11 protein-coding genes are annotated in these 15,217 nt (G+C 72.5%); 8 read left to right on the top strand and 3 right to left on the bottom strand.

The window, feature by feature from the left end:
* Positions 1–457 precede the first annotated feature (457 nt).
* From BG482_RS09640 to BG482_RS09655, 4 genes are all read left to right on the top strand, one after another.
* Positions 458–1,003: a cysteine dioxygenase family protein gene (locus BG482_RS09640; RefSeq protein ID WP_069768512.1), complete on the top strand. Its 546-nt coding sequence runs from the start codon at positions 458–460 to the stop codon at positions 1,001–1,003.
* A 124-nt stretch (positions 1,004–1,127) separates the two neighbouring features.
* Positions 1,128–2,087, top strand: a complete 960-nt coding sequence (cofD, locus tag BG482_RS09645) for a 2-phospho-L-lactate transferase (RefSeq protein ID WP_069768513.1) — start codon at positions 1,128–1,130, stop codon at positions 2,085–2,087.
* Complete coding sequence (locus BG482_RS09650; protein ID WP_069768514.1) at positions 2,084–3,397, top strand: coenzyme F420-0:L-glutamate ligase; 1,314 nt, start codon at positions 2,084–2,086, stop codon at positions 3,395–3,397. The genes cofD and BG482_RS09650 overlap by 4 nt, the downstream gene beginning before the upstream one ends.
* A 388-nt stretch (positions 3,398–3,785) precedes the next feature.
* On the top strand, positions 3,786–4,811 hold the full coding sequence (locus tag BG482_RS09655) for a DNA-3-methyladenine glycosylase (protein WP_069768515.1): 1,026 nt from the start codon (positions 3,786–3,788) through the stop codon (positions 4,809–4,811).
* 179 nt (positions 4,812–4,990) lie between these two features.
* Here BG482_RS09655 and BG482_RS09660 read toward each other — a convergent pair whose 3' ends face one another.
* Positions 4,991–6,073: an NDP-sugar synthase gene (locus tag BG482_RS09660; protein ID WP_069768516.1), complete on the bottom strand. Its 1,083-nt coding sequence runs from the start codon at positions 6,071–6,073 to the stop codon at positions 4,991–4,993.
* Positions 6,074–6,327: 254 nt separating this feature from the next.
* Positions 6,328–7,923, bottom strand: coding sequence for a peptidoglycan recognition protein (locus BG482_RS09665; protein ID WP_069768517.1), 1,596 nt, complete (start codon positions 7,921–7,923; stop codon positions 6,328–6,330).
* A 140-nt stretch (positions 7,924–8,063) separates the two neighbouring features.
* Between BG482_RS09665 and BG482_RS09670 the strand changes: the two genes are divergently transcribed.
* The 4 genes from BG482_RS09670 to BG482_RS09685 all read left to right on the top strand — a co-directional run bounded on the left by BG482_RS09670 (position 8,064) and on the right by BG482_RS09685 (position 14,068).
* On the top strand, positions 8,064–8,822 hold the full coding sequence (locus BG482_RS09670) for a TIGR03089 family protein (protein WP_069768518.1): 759 nt from the start codon (positions 8,064–8,066) through the stop codon (positions 8,820–8,822).
* Positions 8,823–9,210: 388 nt separating this feature from the next.
* The gene (locus BG482_RS09675) at positions 9,211–10,323 is read left to right on the top strand and encodes an LCP family protein (RefSeq protein WP_370745768.1); all 1,113 of its coding nucleotides are present in this window, start codon (positions 9,211–9,213) and stop codon (positions 10,321–10,323) included.
* Between the two features lie 242 nt (positions 10,324–10,565).
* Positions 10,566–12,350, top strand: coding sequence for an LCP family protein (locus BG482_RS09680; protein ID WP_079141715.1), 1,785 nt, complete (start codon positions 10,566–10,568; stop codon positions 12,348–12,350).
* Between the two features lie 80 nt (positions 12,351–12,430).
* Positions 12,431–14,068, top strand: coding sequence for an LCP family protein (locus tag BG482_RS09685; protein ID WP_079141716.1), 1,638 nt, complete (start codon positions 12,431–12,433; stop codon positions 14,066–14,068).
* Positions 14,069–14,095: 27 nt separating this feature from the next.
* On the opposite strand, the gene BG482_RS09690 is transcribed toward BG482_RS09685, so the two are convergent.
* On the bottom strand, positions 14,096–15,127 hold the full coding sequence (locus BG482_RS09690; RefSeq protein ID WP_069768520.1) for a glycosyltransferase family 2 protein: 1,032 nt from the start codon (positions 15,125–15,127) through the stop codon (positions 14,096–14,098).
* Positions 15,128–15,217 lie beyond the last annotated feature (90 nt).

Raw genomic sequence — 15,217 nt, forward strand, 5'->3', positions numbered from 1 at the left:
GTGGAAGCGAACCTGATCACAGTCGGATCACGGGATCACCACGACGCTCGCGCGCCCGGCATGTGCGCCATGTGTCCCGGTCACCCCATGCACAAACCTTTCACCTCGGAGATGAACCGAATGAGGTGAACCGTGTCCCACATACCGGGTGTCGAGTTGACAGTGCGGGTGTGAACCGGTGTCCTTGTGGGCATGCTCGCGAACTTGGCACTCACCTCGACCGGCTCCGCCGGGTCCCACGGTGCTGCCCTCGTCCGCTGTAGCTGTTGTCGTCGTTCCAGCTGTTGAGCCCAACGCGCTCCGGCTGCACCCGTTGAGTCCACCGCGACTCGGCTGCTGTCTCCCTCCGGCCCACACCAGGGCATCCCTGTTCCACCCGTGATCCGGGCGGACGGTCCGCGACACCCAGCAAGCCCCCCACTCCTGCCGCCCTCTCCGCCGAGGAACCACCGCATCCATGAACAGCGACAGCGACCTCCAGATCGCCGGCGACATCCTCGAAGTCCCCCACCTCCTGCAGGCCCCGCGCGAGCACCCGGCCACCGTGGCCGAGTTCGTCGGCCTGGCCCGCTCCGTCGCCGCCGACCGCGCCCAGTGGGAACACCTGGTCCGCTACGACGCGACGTCCCGCTGGTACCACCTGCTGCGCACCGGCCCCGGCTACGAGGTGTGGCTGCTGTCCTGGGTGCCCGGCCAGGGCAGCGGACCGCACGACCACGGCCGCTCCTCGGGCGTGCTCACCGTGCTGGACGGGGAGCTGACCGAGCGCACCCGACGCGGCGAGCGGACGCTCGGGGCCGGGGCGCAGAGAATGTTCGCGCCGGGATTCGTGCACGAGGTCGTCAACGACGCGCTGGAGCCGGCGGTGAGCCTGCACGTCTACTTCCCGGGGCTGACGGAGATGCCGATGCACCCGCAGTCACACGTGCGCCCGGCCGGCGCGGCCACGATGGCGTGCGCGGCCCCCGTCCCGTACGGCCCCGCGGACCCCGTCAGCGCGTAGCCGGACGCCGTCGGCGCACGGTCCGGACGTCGTCCGCCCGTACGGGTGGGCGGGATGTCCACAGGCGGGCGGTTGTCCACAACCGCCCGTCGCGCAGTCGGCGCCGCCTGCGAGACTTGCGCTCATGCGCATTGTGGTTCTGGCAGGCGGCATCGGCGGTGCCCGGTTCCTGCGCGGTCTGAAGCAGGCCGTGCCGGACGCGGACGTCACGGTCATCGGCAACACCGGCGACGACATCCATCTCTTCGGGCTGAAGGTCTGCCCGGACCTCGACACGGTGATGTACACGCTCGGCGGCGGCATCAACGAGGAACAGGGCTGGGGGCGGGCCGACGAGACCTTCCATCTGAAGGAGGAGCTCGCCGCCTACGGCGCGGGGCCCGGCTGGTTCGGTCTGGGCGACCGGGACTTCGCCACGCACATCGTGCGGACGCAGATGATCGGCGCCGGCTATCCGCTGAGTGCGGTGACCGAGGCGCTGTGCGACCGCTGGAAGCCGGGCGTGCGGTTGATCCCCATGACGGACGACCGCGTCGAGACCCATGTGGCCGTCGACGTCGACGGTGAGCGCAAGGCCGTGCACTTCCAGGAGTACTGGGTGCGACTGCGGGCGTCGGTGCCGGCGGAGGCGGTCGTGCCCGTCGGCGCGGAGCAGGCGAAGCCGGCGCCGGGGGTGCTGGAGGCGATCGCGGAGGCGGACGTCGTGCTCTTCCCGCCGTCGAATCCGGTGGTCTCCGTCGGCACGATCCTCGCGGTGCCGGGCATCCGCGAGGCGATCGCCGAGGCCGGGGTGCCGGTGGTGGGCCTGTCCCCCATCGTCGGGGACGCGCCGGTGCGCGGCATGGCCGACAAGGTGCTCGCGGCGGTCGGCGTGGAGTCGACGGCCGCGGCGGTGGCCGAGCACTACGGCTCGGGACTGCTCGACGGCTGGCTCGTCGACACCGTGGACGCGGACACCGTGGAGCGGGTGGAGGCGGCCGGGATCCGCTGCCGCGCCGTCCCGCTGATGATGAGCGACCTCGACGCGACCACGCAGATGGCCCGCGAGGCGTTGCGGCTGGCGGAGGAGGTGCGGGGCACATGAGCGGATCCTCGGAGAGCGGTTACCGGGTCTGGGCCGTGGCCGGGCTGCCCGAGGTGCGGGCCGGGGACGACCTCGCCAAACTCATCGCCACCGCCGAGCCGGGGCTCGCCGACGGGGACGTGCTGCTGGTCACGTCGAAGATCGTGTCCAAGGCGGAGGGGCGGATCGTCCGGGCGGACGACCGGGAGGCGGCGATCGACGCGGAGACGGTGCGGGTGGTGGCCCGCCGCGGGGCGCTGCGGATCGTCGAGAACCGGCAGGGGCTGATCATGGCCGCGGCCGGGGTCGACGCCTCCAACACCCCGGCGGGGACGGTGCTGTTGCTGCCGGAGGACCCGGACGCGTCGGCGCGGGCGCTCCGCGACGGGCTGCGGGACGCGCTCGGCGTCGATGTCGGGATCGTCGTCACCGACACCTTCGGGCGGCCCTGGCGGGCGGGGCTCACGGACGTGGCGATCGGCGCCGCCGGGGTACGGGTGCTGGACGATCTGCGCGGGGACACGGACGCGCACGGCAACGCGCTGAGCGCGACGGTCGTCGCCACGGCGGACGAGCTGGCCGCCGCCGGCGACCTCGTGAAGGGCAAGGCCGCCGGGCTTCCGGTGGCCGTGGTGCGGGGTCTGGGACATGTGGTCGGTTCCGAGGGCGCCGAGGAGGGGGCCCGGGCACTCGTGCGGGGGGCACGGGACGACATGTTCCGGCTCGGGACCTCGGAAGCGGTGCGGTCGGCGGTCACCCAGCGGCGGACCGTGCGGTCCTTCACCGACGAGCCGGTCGACCCCGGGGCGGTACGGCGGGCGGTGGCGGCGGCCGTCACCGCGCCGGCGCCGCATCACACGACGCCGTGGCGGTTCGTGCTGCTGGAGTCGCAGGAGGCGCGGTCACGGCTGCTGGACGCGATGCGGGACGCGTGGATCGCGGATCTGCGGCGGGACGGGAAGTCCGAGGAGTCCATCGCCAAGCGGGTGCGGCGGGGGGACGTACTGCGGAACGCGCCGTATCTCGTGGTGCCCTGTCTGGTGATGGACGGGTCGCACACCTACGGCGACGCCCGGCGGGACGCGGCCGAGCGGGAGATGTTCGTGGTCGCGACCGGCGCCGGCGTGCAGAACTTCCTGGTCGCGCTGGCCGGGGAGCGGCTGGGGTCCGCCTGGGTGTCGTCGACGATGTTCTGCCGGGACGTGGTCCGGGAGGTGCTCGCGCTGCCGGAGGGCTGGGACCCGATGGGAGCGGTGGCGGTCGGACACGCGGCGGAGGAGCCACGGTCCCGCCCGGAGCGGGAGGTCGGCGACTTCGTCGTGGTGCGCTGAGGCCGCGGCGGTTCGGTGCGGCGGTGCGCCGCGCGCGCCCGCCGCACCGAGCAGCGCCACACCCGGGGGAGGTGTCGTGCTCCGCGCGGGCGGGGGCTCGCTGTGGGGGCGAGACGTTCGGCACAGGGTGTGGCCCTCGGGGCGGATCGCGCGCTGCGGGTGACACGAGGGGGGTCGGGGTACGGAACGGCCCGCGGCTCGGGCGACGCGGGTGGTGTGGGCGGCCGTTGGGCGCGGCCGGTGTGGGTGAGGCGTCCGGTTCGGGTGGTGCGACGGGTGCCACCGGTGCGGATGATCCGGAGCGTGATGTTCGTGGTCGGCGGGGTGCGGGGTGAGCGGTGCGCCTACTCTCGTAGCAGCCGTTTTCGTATGACCCGGGACATCCATCGTGGCAGGACGCTTCTCTCCTCGGCCCACGCGCACGACCGTGCGCGGCGGGCATGTCGGTGTGCCCGCGGGCGTGCCGCGGCAGGCGTCGGCGCCCGGGCGGGTGCGCGACTGGACGCCGAAGGGCCCGCTCGACCTCGGGCTGGTGCTCGGGCCGCTGCGCCGGGGACCTGGTGATCCGACGTTCCGGGCGACGCCGGACGGGTCCGTGTGGCGGGCCAGCCTCACTCCCGCCGGTCCGGGGACACTGCGCGTCGCCGCCCGCGACGGCGCGGTGCGCGGCGAGGCGTGGGGGCCCGGGGCCGAGTGGCTGCTGGAGCAGTTGCCCGAGATGCTCGGGGCCGCGGACACCCCGGAGGCGTTCGAGCCCCGGCATCGGGTGGTGGCGCTGGCGCGGCATCGGCGACCGGGGCTCAGACTGACGCGGACCGGACTGGTGCTGGAGTCGTTGATCCCGTCGGTGCTGGAGCAGAAGGTCACCACCGACGAGGCGTATCGGGCCTGGCGGCTGCTGGTGCGGAAGTTCGGGGAGCCGGCGCCCGGGCCGGCGGCGGGCGGCCTGCTGTGGGTGATGCCGGCGCCACGGACCTGGGCGTTGATCCCGTCCTGGGAATGGCATCGGGCGGGGGTCGACGACAAGCGGGCGTCCACGATCCTGCGGGCCGTACGGGTGGCGGGACGGCTGGAGGAGGCGATGCGGATGGCGCCGGCCGAGGCGCAGGCCCGGTTGGAGGTCCTGCCGGGGGTCGGTCCCTGGACGTCCGCGGAGACCGTGCAGCGCAGCCATGGCGCGGCGGACGCGGTGACCGTGGGGGATCTGCATCTGCCGGGGATCGTGGGGTTCGCGCTGGCCGGGGACCGGGAGGCCGACGACGCCGTGATGCTGGAGCTGCTGGAGCCGTACGCGGGGCGGGAGCCGGGGCAGACGGGGCAGCGGCACCGGGCGGCCCGGCTGATCCTGCTGAGCGGACGCGTGCCGCCCCGGCGGGTTCCGAAGATGCCCCGGTGGGACATCGGGAAGCTGTGAGGGAAGGCCGGGCCGACGCCGCGCTCCGGCCCCCGTATCGGCCCGAACGGCCTCGTCCCCACTTCCCTGAAGGCGCCCGCCCGACAAGGCACTCCTCGAAAGGCACCCCCGGAAGGCACCCCTCAGAGGGCACCCCTCACGGGGTGCTCCTCGGAGGGGCCCGGGCGCGCTGAGGGCGCTTACTGGTCCGACGAGAAGCGGACCGCTCCGGCCGGGATCCTCGCGTCGCACCACACCCTCGCGCCCTCGCGGAGTTCGTTGTCCGGGCCGACGACCGCGCCGTCGCCGATGACCGTCCCGGTGAGGACGGAGCGTTCGCCGACGCGGGCCCGGGCGCCGATGAGCGAGTCGGTGATGACGGCGCCGGGTTCGATGACCGCGCCCGGCAGGATCGTCGAGCCGAAGACCCGCGCGCCCTCCGCGACGAACGCGCCCTCGCCCACCACCGTGCCGCCCGTCAGCTTCGCGTCGGGGGCGACCCGCGCCGTCGGCAGGATGAGACGGTCGCCGCAGCGGCCGGGGACCGCGGGAGACGGGGCCCGGCCGAGGACCAGGTCCGCCGAGCCGCGGACGAACGCGGCCGGGGTGCCCAGGTCCAGCCAGTACGTCGAGTCGACCATGCCCTGCAGATGCGCTCCGGCCGAGAGCAGGTCGGGGAACGTCTCGCGTTCCACCGACACCGGGCGGCCCGGCGGGATCGTGTCGATGACCGAACGGCGGAAGACGTACGCGCCCGCGTTGATCTGGTCGGTGACGATCTCCTCGGGGGTCTGGGGCTTCTCCAGGAACGCCAGGACCCTGCCCGTCTCGTCCGTGGGGACCAGGCCGTAGGCGCGCGGGTCCGTCACCTGGGTGAGGTGGAGGGAGACGTCCGCGCCGGTCGACTCGTGGGTGGCCACCAGGCGTCCGATGTCCAGGCCGGTGAGGATGTCGCCGTTGAAGACCAGGACCGGGTCGTCCGGGGCCGAGGTGAGACGGGACGCCACGTTGCGGATCGCGCCGCCCGTGCCGAGGGGTTCCTCCTCCGTCACGTACTCGATGTGCAGGCCAAGGGCCGAGCCGTCGCCGAAGTACGGTTCGAAGACCTCGGCCAGATAGCTCGTCGCCAGGACGATGTGGTCCACGCCCGCCGCTCGCGCCCGCGCCAGCTGGTGCGTGAGGAACGGCACCCCCGCCGCCCTGACCATGGGCTTGGGCGTGTGCACCGTGAGCGGGCGCAGCCTGGTGCCCTTGCCGCCGACCAGGAGGATCGCTTCAGTCACCTTTTCGTCTCTGCTTCCTGCCGGGACCGGCCGAACTGTCATTCGGCCGGCCAGTGTATGCAGACCCTTGTGTGGCGACTTCCAGGCCGTGGGCGTTCCGTCCCGGTCCCGGCAGACTGTCCCCCCCGACGGCCGCGGAATGTGCCCCCATCCGGATGCGCGCTCCGGCCGTTCGGGGCACGGGGGCCTCCGGGACCTCCCCCGGCCCCGGAGCTCCCGAAAGCGACCGGCCGGTCGAGCGCCCACCGATCGGTTCAACGCCCCTGGTAGCGCGCCGCGGTCGAACGGGCCGAGCCGAGCTTGCCGTAGAGCTGTTTGCCGGGGCACTCCGTGGCGAACCCGTCCCGGTGGCCCGAGATCACGTTCAGTCGCACGCTCTTTCCCTTCGCGTAGAGATTGCCACCCCCGGACGTGAGGTATGTCCTGCCGTTCGGGTTCGCCCCGAAGAGGCCGAGCTTCCACGCCGTCAGCCGGGCCACGGCGTCGACCGTGGCGGCGTTGGGCTTGGCGCTGCCGAAGGTGCCGAGGACGGCGATCCCCATGCTGTTGGTGTTGAACCCGAGGGTGTGGGCGCCGAGAACGGGCTTCGCCACTCCCCCGGCGCGGCCCTCGTAGATCTTCCCGCACTTGTCGACGAGGAAGTTGTAGCCGATGTCCCGCCAGCCCATGCTCTTGACGTGGTAGCGGTAGATACCGCGGATGACGGACGGGGCCTGGGCGCAGCTGTAGCTGTTGCCCGACGCCGTGTGGTGCACGAACGCGGCCTTGACCTTGGTCGTGTAGCGGAAGCCGCTCTCGCGCAGGCTCTCGTCGGCGCCCCAGCCGCGGCGTGTGACGATGGTCGGGCGCGGGCCGATGTACGGCGTGGCCCGCTGGGCCTGCGTCAACTCGTCGCCGCGCAGGGCGAAGAGTTCGCGTTCGGTGGCCGTGCGGTCCAGGCCCGGGATCTCCAGGGCGCCGGGCGGGGCGAGGGCTTCGTTGGCGGCGGAGGCCGCGGTGGCCTCGGCCGACAGGTCGGCCGCCATGTCGTTCGACGTCTCACCCGTCTTGGTCGCCCCGGCGTTCTCGCCGGTCGGCCCGTTCTCCCCGGTCGACCCGGCGTCGGTTCCGTCCATGGCGCCCGGTTCGCCCGGCGGGTCGGTCTCGGGGGACAGCGTCCGGCCGTGCGGGGGGCCCGCCGGGACGTGTTCGGGGGCGGCCTCGCCCGGGTCGACGAGGTCCAGGCGCAGGCCGGCCGGGAGCGGGAGGACGGTCGAGAGGGTGCGGGCGCCGCGGCCCGTCTCCTCCGTGCGGCGTTCGGTCTCCGGGCGGACGCGGACCTCGACGCCGTCGGAGTCGCCGACCCAGAGCGGGGCCGTGGCGCCGCGGACCCGGCCCGAGACGCTCTCGGTGGTGCCGGGGTCGGCGCCGTGGTCGGCGTTGTGGGTCTCCACGTCCTGCCAGCCGGACCAGGCGTCGGCGCCGGCCGGACGGGTGCGGACCTGGACTCGGCCGTGGAGTTCGGCGGACGGGTCGTCCCAGACGACGCCGAGGAGGGAGAAGTGGCGCACCTCCCGGCGGGACAGTCCCAGGGAGCCGCCGAGGGCACGGTCGCCGGTGAGCGGGGTGAGGGGCAGCGACTGGGTGCTGCCCGGGAGGTCAGGAAGGTCGGGCGCCCCGGGAACGCCGGGGACGCCGGGTCGGGTCGAAGTGGTCCGGGTGTCGGAGCTCGTGGCCCTGAGGGTCCCGGCGGACGCCGCCTCCGCGGCCGGTGCCGGTCGCACCGTCGCCGCGTCGGCGGGCGGCGTCAGCGGGAGGGCGAGAGCCGCCGCGCAGGTGACGCCGATCGAGGAAGCAAGCAATCCACGCATGCCAACGATCCTGGACATAGTCATACATATCTGTCCATCGGGGAATTGACGGACCGTCGGCGTCCGTTGCGCCGAACCGGTGGCTCCGCGAAGGCCCGGCGGCCGGTGCGGCGGCACGGCCGACGCGTACGCTTCTGCGGGTGACTGCCACCGATCGCACCCCTGCCGACCTGCTGCGTTCCGCACTCGCCGCGGATCCCGCGCGCCCCCTGCTGACCTTCTACGACGACGCCACGGGCGAGCGGGTCGAATTGTCCGTGGCCACCTTCGCCAACTGGGTGGCCAAGACCGCGAACCTCCTCCAGGACGGGCTGTCCGCCGAGCCGGGCGACCGGGTCGCGCTGCTGCTGCCCGCGCACTGGCAGACGGCGGTGTGGCTGCTGGCATGCGCGTCGACCGGGGTCGTCGCGGATGTGGCCGGGGATCCGTCGCGGGCGGACTTCGTCGTGGCCGGCCCCGGACGCTTCGAGGCGGGGCTGGCATGCCGGGGGGAGCGGTACGCGCTGTCGCTGGCTCCGCTCGGGCGGCGGTTCGTGCCCGCTCCTCCGGAGGGGTACGACGACTACGCCGTGGACGTCCCGAGCTTCGGGGACCGGTTCGCTCCGTACGTCCCGGTGGACCCGGAGGAGCCCGCGCTGATCGTCGCCGGGGCCGAGTACACCGGGGCCGAGATCGTGGAGCGGGCGCGGGCCGCGGCCTCGGGGCTGGGGCTGACCGGGCCCGGGGCGCGGCTGCTGTCGGGGCTGCCGTACGACACCTGGGAGGGGCTGAGCGCCGGGCTGTTCGCGCCGCTGGCGAGCGGCGGCTCGGTGGTGCTGTGCCGGAACCTGGCGCAGGCCGACGAGGAGACCGTGGCCCGGCGCGTGGAGAGCGAGCGGGTGACGGCCACGGCCCGGTAGGCGCGCCGTGGGTCGGCGGGCGCGCCTGGGTCGGCGGGCGCGCCATGGGTCGGCGGGTGTGCCATGGGTCGGTAGGCGCGCCACGGGTCGGCGGGCGAGTGCCCCCGTCGACGGGAACGGCCCCGGAGCCCGGGGCCGTCTCAGCCGTTCGGCCCACTCCCGGGCACCCCTTCGCCCCCGTTCACGCCATCGTCGTAGGGGACGGCTCCCGCGCTCCTGCGGCCGAGGCGGGGCCGCGGCGGGACCGGAAGCGGGAGGGGGATCGGACGTGACGCACTTCGCAGGGCGGGGCGGCGGGCCTCTCGGGCCGGGGACGGGGGCGTCCGCCGACGGGCGCGGGCTCGCGCGACGGCGCCGGCGGCGGTGGGCGCGGTACGGGGCGGGGGCCGTGGCCGTGATCGTCCTGGGGTCCGGGGTGGCCGGGTGGGCCGTCTACATGAAGCTCGACGGGAACATCACGCCCGACGACGCGGCCGCGGCGGAGCTCGCGCGGTACGCGAAGGAGCGGCCGACGTCGTTGGTGAAGGACGCGACGAACGTCCTGGTGATCGGGTCCGACTCGCGGTCGGGGGACGGCAACGAGGAGTACGGGCGCGACCTGGGGTCCGAGCGGTCCGACACGACGATCCTGCTGCATCTGGCGGCCGGGCGGCGCAGCGCCACCGCCGTCTCCCTGCCGCGCGACCTGATGGTGGACGTGCCGGGATGCCGTCGGCCGGACGGGACGCACACCGAGCCGATGTTCACGATGTTCAACTACGCCTTCCAGGCCGGCGGTTCGGCTTGCACGATCCGCACGGTGGAGAAGCTCACCGGGGTGCGGATCGACCACCACGTCGTCGTCGACTTCAGCGGGTTCAAGGACATGGTCGACGCGGTGGACGGGGTCGAGGTCTGTCTGTCCGAGCCGATCAGCGACAAGGCGGCCCGGCTGCGGCTGCCGGCCGGGAAGGTCACGCTCGACGGGGAACAGGCGCTCGGGTACGTACGCGCCCGCAAGTCCCTCGGCAACGGCAGCGACACCGGCCGGATGGACCGGCAGCAGCGGTTCCTGGGGGCGCTCGTCAACAAGGTGCAGAGCAACGACGTCCTGCTGAACCCGGTGAAGCTGTATCCGGTGCTGGACGCGGCCACGTCCTCGCTCACCACCGATCCGGATCTCGCGAGTCTGCGCGGCCTGTATGAACTCGTGCGCGGCCTGCGGAACATTCCCACCGAACATGTGCAATTCCTGACCGTTCCGCGGGAGTCGTACGTCTACAACGCCAATCGCGACCAACTGGTGGAACCCGAGGCGGAGAAACTCTTCGATCGGCTGCGGACGGACACACCGGTGATGGTTTCCCGGGAACTTCCCACGAAATCCGCCCCTTCGGAGTCGGTCGGCCACGGACCGTACCGGCCTCCGGCGGCGAACGGCACGGCTCACGAGGCGGTTTCGCCCAGCCCGCCCGTGCCCACCTTCCGCGGAAACACCGCCGCCGAGGACGGTTGCGGGTAAAGCGCTTGCCAAGGCAGCCCCTTCCGCCGAACAGGAGTTCAAAGAAATGGGGCGAATTGCCCGGTTGTAGGGGCGTGGAATTTGTCACGGCCGTCGCTCGACTCCGAACTGGGCGGATAGTGTGAGCGATCCGGTGCACCCGGCCGCGAGGTCCTTCCTGGGGTCGCGCACCGTGTGACCGAGACCCGAGCGCCTTGAGGGGGAAAGGCGCCGCGTGGCCCCGACGGAGGATTCGGACAACCGTGGACGCGCAAGGCCGTGGGCGGGCGGAGAACATCGACCCCGCAGACCAGTGGGTGCTCAATCCGGACACCGGCGAATACGAACTGCGACTGAGTACTTCCGCACCGCAGTCGCCGGTGCCCGGACCCCGTAGATCCGCCTCCGGCAGGACCGGCGGCGGCAACGGGGGCCCGGCGCGCTCACGCGCCGCCGAGCCGGACCGGCAGTCGCCGCCGTCGCCGCCCGGGAAGGCGACGCCGAGCGCCGACGTGCCCGGGCCGCGACGGCGCCGCGGCGCGCCGCCGGAGGAACCGGCGAGCCGGCGCGGCCGGCGGCCGGTGAAGAAGAAGTCGCGGGCGAAGAAGATCCTGGTGTGGACCGGCGGGATCATGGCCTTCGTGATCGTGGGCACGGCAGGCGCCGCCTACCTGTACATCGAGCACCTCAACGGCAACATCACGTCGGTCTCCGACGACGGCGCGAGCACCGGCGGGTTCAGCAAGGACAAGGCCATCAACCTGCTGGTGATCGGCACCGACAAGCGCACCGGCTCCGGCAACGAGGGCTACGGCGACTCCGGCAGCGTCGGCCACGCGGACACCACGATCCTGCTGCACGTCTCCAAGGACCGCACGAACGCGACCGCGCTCAGCATCCCGCGCGACCTGATCGTCGACGTCCCGGACTGCCAGACCAAGCAGGAGGACGGCACGGACAAGGTCATCAAGGGCTCGGAAGGCGTCCGCTTCAACACCAGCCTCGGCCAGGACGGCCGTACGCCGTCGTGCACCGTGCGCACGGTCACCGAGCTGACCGGGATCAAGGCGGACAACTTCATGGTCGCCGACTTCAACGCGGTGAAGACGCTGACCACCGCGGTGGGCGGGGTGGAGGTGTGCCTGGCCAAGGACATCAACGACGCCGACTCCCACCTGAAGCTGTCGAAGGGCACCCACCTCATCCAGGGCGAGCAGGCCCTCGCCTTCGTGCGCACCAGGCACTCCGTGGGCTTCGGCGGCGACCTGAGCCGGATCCAGATCCAGCAGCAGTTCCTCAGCGCCCTGATGCGCAAGCTGAAGTCGAACGACACGCTCTCCAGCCCCTCCAAGATGATCAAGCTGGCGGAGGCGGGCACCAAGGCACTGGCCGTCGACTCCCAGCTCGACAGCATCAACAAGCTGAAGGACCTGGGCATGGAGCTGGGCAAGCTCGACATCAAGAACCTGACCTTCACCACCGTCCCCGTCGTCGACAACCCGGCCGAGAAGGTCAAGGCCACGGTCGTCCTCGACAAGTCCTCGGCGCCCACCGTCTTCCAGATGATCAGGGACGACGTCTCCTTCACCGCGGTGAAGCAGCAGGCCGCGGCCTCGAAGAACGCGGCGGCCAAGGCGGCCGCGGCCCGTCTGAAGGGCGCCCAGTCCTCCGCCTCCGAGGTGCGGGTGCAGGTGATGAACGGCGGAGCGCCTCCCGGCAGCGCACAGGAGACTCTCAACTGGCTGCAGAACGACGAGGGCGTGACGAAGTCCGAGAACGCCGGCAACGCGCCCGCGGCACTGGCGAAGACGACCCTCGAGTACGCGCCCGACCAGGCCGCCCAGGCGCGCAAGCTGGCCGCGGTCATGGGGCTGCCCGGCACCGCGCTGAAGCCGGGCAGGAGCGTCCAGAACGCGCAGGGTCTGCCGACCATGACGCTGACGCTGGGCAAGGACTTCAAGGGCGCGGGCGTCTCGCTCACGGCGGCGACGAAGGTGCCCGACACGGTCCAGAAGTCCACGGCCGACAAGGTCCAGTGCGCCAAGTAGGTAACCCTTCGGGCCCGTCGTGCGTCTGACTGGACGCGGGGCGGGCCCGTGTCAGGTGCACAGCGGGGAGGGGCAGGGGAATGGCGGGGAGCAGCGGGGTGCGGGGGGATGTCCCGGCGGCCGGGGACACGACGTCTTCGGCCGAGCGGGAACAGCGCGACCAGAGCGCGTCCGACGGAGACGGCAGACGCGGCGGCGGACGGCAGGACGGCCGGGAGACCGACCGCAGACGCCGGCGTCGACGCGCGTTGCGCTGGTCGGCGACCGTGCTGGCGGTGGTGATACTCGGGGGCGCGGGGGCCGGATACCTCTACTACGAGCACCTCAACGCGAACATCAGGCACGACGACCTGAACATCGGCGACGCCAAGGACCGGGCCGCCGGCACCAAGGCCAACTCGGACGGCCAGACGGCGCTGAACATCCTGCTGATCGGCTCGGACGCCCGCGACACCGCGGCCAACCAGAAGCTCGGCGGCGCCAAGTACGACTTCGGCGGCCCCCCGCTCGCGGACGTCCAGATGCTGCTGCACGTCTCGGCCGACCGCAGCAACATGTCGGTGGTGAGCATGCCGCGCGACACGCTGCTGGACATCCCCAAGTGCACCGACCCCGACGACGGCACGAGCTACCCGGCGCTGCACGGCGGGATGACGAACGCGTCGCTCAGCCGCGGCGGCCCGGGCTGCACGGTGGCCACCTGGGAGAAGCTCACCGACATCCACATCGACCACTTCATGATGATCGACTTCGCCGGGGTCGTCTCGATGGCGGACGCGATAGGCGGCGTCCCGGTCTGCGTGGACGCCAACGTCTACTCGCACACCAGCGCCGGCAAGGGCTCCGGCCTGAAGCTGGAGAAGGGCACGCACTCCGTCAAGGGCGAGCAGGCCCTGCAGTGGCTGCGCACCCGTTACGGCTTCGAGGACGACACCGACCTCGCCCGCGCCAAGGCGCAGCACATGTACATGAACTCGATGGTCCGTGAGCTGCGCGCCAGCGCCAAGCTGACCAACCCCAACAAGCTGCGCAAGCTCGCCGAGGCGGCCACGAAGGCGATCACCGTCGACGACGGTCTGGACACCATCGGCAAGATGTACGACCTGGCGGGCGAGCTGCAGAAGGTGCCCACCGACCGCATCACGATGACGACGATGCCCAACCGCTACCAGGGCGAACGCGTGGTGCCCACGGACGACGCCGGGCAGCTGTTCCGTCTGGTGCGCGAGGACATCGCCCTGGACGGCAAGGACGCCCGGAAGGCCACCGCCGCTCCCTCGCCGACGGCGGTCGCCGATCCGGCGGCCGCGAGCGACAAGATCGCGGTGCAGGTCCACAACGGCACGTCGACGAGCGCCCAGGGCGCGGTCCGCGGACGGGCCACGGCCATTTCACAGGCGCTGGCCGGCAAGGGCTTCACCGAGGCCGTCGCGGACACCTCGGTCGCCACCGCCGTGGCGAAGACGGTGATCAGCTACCCGAGCGACGACCTGCAGGGCGACGCCCTGGCCGTCGCCAAGGCCCTCGGCGTTCCGGCGGGCCAGGTGAAGAAGTCCACCGGGGTCTCCGGCGTCACGGTCGTCGTGGGCGCGGACTGGCGGTCGGGGACGACGTACAAGGCGCCGGTGAAGAACGACAGGACGCCCGACAGCGCCGGCGCCATCAACGCCTCCGACACCAGTCAGTGCATGCACGTGGACCCGGACTACATCTGGTAGTCCGGGTCCGGCGGGCTCCCGCGGTGGTCAGCGCGCGTCGCTGAGGACCGCGGGCCGCCGCGACGCGATGACCTTCCTGGCCAGCGCCTTGGGACTGGTCAGGAAGCCGAAGCCCCACGACATGTGCATGGTGGCGAGGGCCACGGGGATCTGGAGCCGTGCCCGGAACGACAGCCCCTTGCCGGCCGGCAGCGAGCCGGCGACGATCGCCGCGAGATAGCCGGCGGGGATCACGAAGCCCAGCGGGGTGAGCGCGGCGCCCACCACGACGCCGGCGGCTATCGCGCACACCGCGGTGGGCGGGGCGAGGTAGCGCAGGTTGATGGAGCCCTCGTGGTAGCGGGCGACGACGTGCCGCCAACGCCCGTAGTCCTTGTACTGCTTGGCGAGCGCCCTGACGCTGGGACGGGGCCGGTAGGACACCTTCAGCTCGGGCGAGAACCAGATCAGCCCGCCGGCCTCCCTGATCCGGAAGTTCAGCTCCCAGTCCTGGGCGCGGATGAACTCCTCGTTGTAGCCGCCCTGTTGCTCCAGAGCCGCCCGCCGGAAGACGCCGAGGTACACGGTCTCGGCCGGGCCGGCCTGTCCTCCCGTGTGGAAGGCGGCGTTGCCGACCCCGATCTTCGAGGTCATGGCCGCGGCGACCGCGTGCTCCCAGTCGTTCTCGCCCTCGGCGTGCATGATGCCGCCGACGTTCTGCGCGCCGGTCTCCTCCAGGAGCCGCACGGCGGTGGCGATGTAGTTCGGCGAGAGCATGCCGTGCCCGTCGACGCGGACGACGATCGGGTGGCGCGAGGCCTTGATCGCGGCGTTGAGCGCGGCGGGCGTACGCCCGGTCGGATTGGGGACCGTGTGCACGCGCGGGTCTTCGGCTACGAGCTGGGCCGCGATCTCGTCCGTCCGGTCCGTGGACGGGCCGATGGCGATCACGACCTCCATCTCGCCGGCGTACTCCTGCGCGAGGATCGCTTGGACGGCTCCGCGCAGATGCCGCTCCTCGTCGAGGACGGGCATGATGACGGACACTGCGGGGAGCTGCACGTCGGGCTTGGCGTTCATAGGGGGCTCACGTTACCGCGAACGGGGGACAGGGCCCGCCCCGCCGGGTGCGCTGCACCGGTCGACAGATCGTATGGGCCTATGTTCCAA

The sequence above is a fragment of the Streptomyces sp. LUP30 genome (assembly GCF_001746365.1).
Taxonomy (GTDB): Bacteria; Actinomycetota; Actinomycetes; order Streptomycetales; family Streptomycetaceae; genus Streptomyces.